General features: G+C 54.0%; 4 protein-coding genes. All 4 read left to right on the forward strand.

Going from position 1 to position 6,336, the window contains the following annotated elements:
* Positions 1–2,604: DNA translocase FtsK (locus tag FDW95_RS13675; RefSeq protein WP_249359090.1), on the forward strand; the 2,604-nt coding region annotated here is incomplete at its 5' end.
* Between the two features lie 111 nt (positions 2,605–2,715).
* On the forward strand, positions 2,716–3,327 hold the full coding sequence (gene lolA / locus FDW95_RS13680; RefSeq protein ID WP_096757694.1) for an outer membrane lipoprotein chaperone LolA: 612 nt from the start codon (positions 2,716–2,718) through the stop codon (positions 3,325–3,327).
* Between the two features lie 10 nt (positions 3,328–3,337).
* Positions 3,338–4,681, forward strand: coding sequence for a replication-associated recombination protein RarA (gene rarA / locus FDW95_RS13685; protein WP_115258948.1), 1,344 nt, complete (start codon positions 3,338–3,340; stop codon positions 4,679–4,681).
* A gap of 92 nt (positions 4,682–4,773) precedes the next feature.
* Positions 4,774–6,066, forward strand: coding sequence for a serine--tRNA ligase (gene serS, locus FDW95_RS13690; protein WP_096757692.1), 1,293 nt, complete (start codon positions 4,774–4,776; stop codon positions 6,064–6,066).
* Positions 6,067–6,336: the final 270 nt, after the last annotated feature.

Raw genomic sequence — 6,336 nt, forward strand, 5'->3', positions numbered from 1 at the left:
CAGCAACAGCCGGTACAGCAGCCGGTTCCTTCACCGGATCCTGTTTATCACCCGCAGCCGGCTTACCAGCAGGAATCCACATTCCAGCAGCCTGCGTATCAGCAGCCGCCAGCTTTCGTGCAGGAGCCTGTTGTTGAGCAACCGCCGGTTGTCGAGCCTGAACCGGTTGTGGAAGAGACGAAACCGGCGCGTCCGCCACTCTATTACTTTGAAGAGGTGGAAGAAAAGCGCGCGCGTGAGCGTGAACAGCTCGCGGCCTGGTATCAGCCCATTCCTGAACCACTGCAGGAACCTGAGCGAATTAAACCGTCAATGCCATCAATGCCAACTGCCGCATCTATACCGCCGGTTGAATCCGTCGCGGCCGTCGCGCCGCTGGCTGCCGGAGTGAAAAACGCCGCAATGGGCGCTGGGGCCGCTGCTGTTGCTGCACCTGTGTTTAGTCTGGCGGGTAGCGGTGCGCCGCGTCCACAGGTGAAAGAAGGCATTGGTCCGCAGTTGCCGCGTCCAAATCGCGTCCGTGTGCCAACGCGTCGTGAGCTGGCTTCATATGGTATCAAACTACCGTCGCAACGTATGGCCGAAGAGAAAGCGCGAGAAGAGCAGCTTGATACGGATTATACCGACGATGAAATTGAAGCGATGCAACAGGATGAGCTGGCGCGTCAGTTCGCCCAGTCGCAGCAGCATCGTTATGGTGAAGAGTATCAGGACAATACGCATCAGATTGAGGACGAAGAGTCCGCAGCAGAAGCGGAGTTGGCCCGTCAGTTTGCCTCTTCCCAGCAGCAGCGCTATTCCGGCGAACAGCCTGCGGGCGCTAATCCGTTCTCGTTAGATGACTTTGCTTTCTCGCCGATGAAAGCACTGGTGGATGATGGCCCGCATGAGCCGCTGTTTACCCCAAGCGTTATGCCTGAACCGGAGCCTGTGCCGCAGCAGCATTATCAGCAGCCGCCACAGCCTGTTGCACCGCAGCAGCATTATCAGCAGGCGCCACAACCTGTTGCGCCGCAGCAGCATTATCAGCAACCGTCACAGCCTGTTACACCGCAGCCGCAGGATAGCCTGATCCATCCATTATTGATGCGCAATGGCGACAGCCGTCCTGTTCAGCGTCCAACCACGCTGCTGCCATCGCTGGATCTGCTCACCCCGCCACCGAGTGAAGTTGAGCCGGTGGACACCTTCGCGCTGGAGCAAATGGCGCGACTGGTGGAAGCACGCTTAGCAGATTTCCGTATTAAGGCTGATGTGGTGAACTATTCACCGGGCCCGGTGATAACCCGTTTTGAACTGAATTTGGCTCCGGGTGTTAAGGCTGCACGGATTTCTAACCTCTCCCGAGACCTGGCGCGTTCACTGTCAACCGCTGCGGTTCGTGTGGTGGAGGTTATTCCAGGTAAACCTTATGTTGGGTTGGAATTACCGAACAAAAAACGGCAGACCGTCTACCTGCGCGAAGTGCTGGATAACGCGAAATTCCGTGATAATCCTTCTCCGCTGACCGTAGTGCTCGGTAAAGATATTGCCGGCGAACCGGTTACGGCTGATTTGGCGAAGATGCCGCATCTGCTGGTGGCGGGTACCACGGGTTCCGGTAAGTCTGTTGGGGTCAATGCTATGATCCTCAGCATGCTGTATAAGGCACAGCCGGAAGATGTGCGATTCATTATGATCGACCCAAAAATGCTCGAGTTGTCGGTTTATGAGGGCATTCCGCATCTGTTGACGGAAGTGGTTACAGATATGAAGGATGCTGCCAACGCGTTGCGCTGGAGCGTCAATGAAATGGAACGCCGCTACAAACTGATGTCAGCGCTGGGCGTGCGTAATCTGGCGGGTTACAACGAGAAGATCGCAGAAGCGGATCGTATGGGGCGCCCGATCCCGGACCCGTACTGGAAACCGGGCGATAGCATGGATGTTACCCATCCGGTGCTGAAAAAAGAGCCTTATATCGTTGTCCTGGTTGATGAATTTGCTGACCTGATGATGACCGTCGGTAAAAAAGTGGAAGAACTGATCGCTCGTTTGGCGCAAAAAGCGCGTGCGGCGGGGATCCACCTGGTGCTGGCGACCCAGCGTCCGTCGGTTGATGTGATTACCGGGCTTATCAAAGCCAACATCCCGACCCGTATTGCCTTTACCGTGTCGAGTAAAATTGATTCGCGTACCATCCTTGATCAGTCAGGTGCTGAATCCCTGTTAGGGATGGGGGATATGCTTTATTCCGCACCAAACTCGACAATTCCGGTGCGTGTACACGGTGCCTTTGTGCGTGATGAAGAAGTTCATGCCGTTGTTCAAGACTGGAAAGCGCGCGGCCGTCCGCAATACGTTGAGGGCATCACTTCTGATAGCGAAAGCGAAGGCGGCGGCGGTGGTTTTGACAATGGGGAAGAACTGGATCCGCTGTTTGATCAGGCGGTGAATTTTGTTACCCAAAAACGCAAAGCCTCCATCTCCGGCGTCCAGCGTCAGTTCCGCATCGGTTACAACCGCGCGGCACGTATCATCGAGCAGATGGAAGCGCAGGGGATTGTCAGTGAGCAAGGGCATAATGGTAATCGTGAAGTGCTGGCGCCGCCGCCCTTCGATTGATTGCAAAGTTAAGTAATTCAGTATTTTCTACTTTCCTCATGCTGATTTTTGGCCTGGAATGGATAGCAGAGGGATCTCCCCGTCGGGAGTGACGAATTTTGAGGAATAACGATGAAAAAGATCGCAATCACCTGTGCATTACTGTCGAGCTTTGTGGTGAGCAGCGTCTGGGCTGACGCCGCCAGTGACCTGAAAAGCCGTCTGGATAAAGTCAGTAGCTTCCATGCCAGCTTTACTCAGAAGGTGACTGATGGTAGCGGCGCAGCGGTACAGGAAGGTCAGGGTGACCTGTGGGTTAAACGTCCGAACCTGTTTAACTGGCATATGACACAGCCTGATGAAAGCATTCTGGTCTCCGACGGTAAAACGCTGTGGTTCTTTAATCCGTTTGTCGAACAGGCCACGGCAACCTGGCTGAAAGATGCCACGGGTAATACGCCGTTTATGCTGATTGCGCGCAACCAGTCCAGCGACTGGCAGCAGTACAACATCAAGCAAAACGGTGATGACTTCGTGTTGACTCCGAAAACCAGCAGCGGCAATCTGAAGCAGTTCACCATCAATGTGGGACGCGACGGCACTATCCATCAGTTTAGCGCCGTCGAGCAGGACGATCAGCGCAGTAGCTATCAGCTGAAATCTCAGCAGAATGGCGCAATCGAACCATCCAAATTCACCTTTACCCCTCCGCAGGGTGTCACGGTAGACGATCAACGTAAGTAGAGGCGTGTGAGTGGGTAATCTGTCGCTCGATTTTTCTGATAATACCTTTCAGCCGCTGGCCGCGCGTATGCGGCCAGAAAATTTAGCGCAGTATATCGGCCAGCAGCATTTGCTGGCTGCAGGTAAGCCCTTGCCACGCGCCATCGAGGCCGGGCACCTGCACTCCATGATCTTATGGGGTCCTCCTGGCACGGGTAAAACGACTCTTGCTGAAGTGATCGCCCGCTACGCGAACGCAGACGTTGAACGCATTTCGGCCGTCACCTCGGGTGTGAAAGAAATTCGTGAAGCGATTGAACGTGCGCGTCAGAATCGTAACGCCGGTCGGCGCACTATATTGTTTGTGGATGAAGTCCACCGCTTTAATAAAAGTCAGCAGGACGCCTTTCTCCCGCATATTGAAGATGGCACCATTACGTTTATAGGCGCCACGACTGAAAACCCCTCGTTTGAACTGAACTCGGCATTACTGTCGCGTGCGCGCGTCTATCTGCTTAAATCGCTCACTACCGACGATATCGAGCAGGTACTGGATCAGGCGATGGCGGACAAAGCGCGAGGCTACGGCGGCCAGGATATTGTTCTGCCGAATGAAACCCGTCGGGCCATTGCCGAGCTGGTGAATGGCGATGCGCGTCGGGCACTAAATACGCTGGAAATGATGGCCGATATGGCGGAAGTCGACGTCAGCGGAAAACGCGTTTTACAACCCACATTGCTGACAGAGATTGCCGGAGAGCGTAGCGCACGCTTTGATAATAAAGGCGATCGTTTTTACGATCTTATCTCGGCATTACATAAATCAGTACGCGGAAGCGCGCCGGATGCGGCCCTCTACTGGTACGCACGCATCATTACTGCAGGGGGCGATCCGCTGTATGTTGCACGCCGCTGTCTGGCGATCGCTTCTGAAGACGTGGGTAATGCCGATCCCCGAGCCATGCAGGTGGCGATTTCGGCATGGGATTGTTTCACTCGCGTTGGACCTGCGGAAGGTGAGCGGGCGATTGCCCAGGCGATTGTTTATTTGGCCTGCGCGCCGAAGAGTAACGCGGTGTATACCGCCTATAAAGCGGCGTTGGCAGATGCACGCGATCGTCCGGATTACGACGTACCCGTGCATCTGCGTAATGCGCCGACGAAGTTAATGAAAGAAATGGGCTACGGCCAGGAATATCGCTACGCGCACGACGAGCCGAATGCGTATGCTGCCGGCGAAGAGTACTTCCCGCAGGAACTGGCACAAACACGCTATTATCGCCCGACAAACAGAGGTCTTGAGGGTAAGATTGGCGAAAAGCTCGCCTGGCTTGCCGGACAGGATCAAAATAGCCCTATAAAACGCTACCGTTAGCGCGATCGTTGCGGTAATGTTGGCAATGTATCCCTGTGACTGCAGGCTGTGGTCACTTTCTCCCATTTTAATTCGATAAGCACAGGATAAGCATGCTCGATCCCAATCTGCTGCGTAATGAGCCAGACGCAGTCGCTGAAAAACTGGCAAGCCGGGGCTTTAAGCTGGACGTAGATAAGCTGCGCGCTCTTGAAGAGCGTCGTAAAGTTCTGCAGGTACAAACTGAAAATCTGCAGGCAGAGCGTAACTCTCGATCGAAATCCATTGGCCAGGCAAAAGCGCGCGGGGAAGATATCGAGTCTTTACGTCTGGAAGTGAACAAACTGGGCGAAGAGCTGGATGCCGCGAAAGCTGAACTTGATACCTTGCAGGCTGAGATTCGCGATATTGCGCTGACCATTCCTAACCTGCCAGCGGACGAAGTCCCGGTCGGTAAAGATGAAAATGACAACATCGAAGTCAGCCGCTGGGGCACGCCGCGTGAGTTTGATTTTGACGTTCGCGATCACGTTACGCTGGGCGAAATGCACGCGGGGCTCGATTTTGCCGCCGCTGTTAAGCTGACCGGCTCGCGTTTCGTGGTCATGAAAGGGCAGATTGCGCGTATGCACCGTGCGCTGTCCCAGTTCATGCTGGATCTGCATACTGAACAGCATGGCTACAGTGAAAACTACGTTCCGTATCTGGTTAACCATGACACGCTGTACGGTACGGGTCAGTTGCCGAAATTTGCCGGCGATCTGTTCCATACCCGTCCGCTGGACGAAGAAGCCGACAGCAGCAACTATGCGCTGATCCCAACGGCAGAAGTTCCGCTGACCAACCTGGTGCGCGATGAGATCATTGACGAAGATGCGCTGCCAATCAAAATGACTGCGCATACCCCATGCTTCCGTTCAGAAGCGGGATCTTATGGTCGTGACACCCGTGGTCTGATCCGTATGCACCAGTTCGATAAAGTTGAGATGGTGCAGATCGTTCGTCCTGAAGATTCGATGGACGCGCTGGAGGAAATGACCGGTCATGCCGAGAAAGTCCTTCAGTTGCTGGGTCTGCCGTACCGTAAGATCATTCTGTGTACTGGTGACATGGGCTTCGGCGCATGCAAAACCTACGATCTGGAAGTGTGGATCCCGGCGCAAAATACCTACCGTGAAATCTCTTCCTGCTCCAACGTGTGGGATTTCCAGGCGCGTCGCATGCAGGCACGTTGCCGCAGCAAGTCCGACAAGAAGACCCGTTTGGTGCATACGCTGAACGGTTCTGGTCTGGCGGTTGGTCGTACGCTGGTTGCCGTAATGGAAAACTACCAGCAGGCCGATGGCCGCATTCAGGTTCCGGAAGTACTCCGTCCGTATATGAATGGCCTGGAATACATCGGATAAGTTAGCTTTCCCTGCTAAAAAAGCGCCTGCGGGCGCTTTTTTTATGCCTGCTTGACGTCGAACAATAACCCTTACCTCATTAGTGGTAATACTACCTTCGAATGAAAGTCAGTATTTATCTCTGTCTTTACGCAAATTCACTATTTATCAGTCTGTATAACGATAATATCGATATATAAGTATCTATACAGCGTTTCTTTATTTATTGTGAGCAGCAGAGTGAGCCACTATGAAAACTAAGATCCCCGATGCCGTGCTGGCAGCTGAGGT

Source organism: Citrobacter sp. wls718 (genome assembly GCF_005280945.1).
Classification (GTDB): domain Bacteria; phylum Pseudomonadota; class Gammaproteobacteria; order Enterobacterales; family Enterobacteriaceae; genus Citrobacter; species Citrobacter gillenii.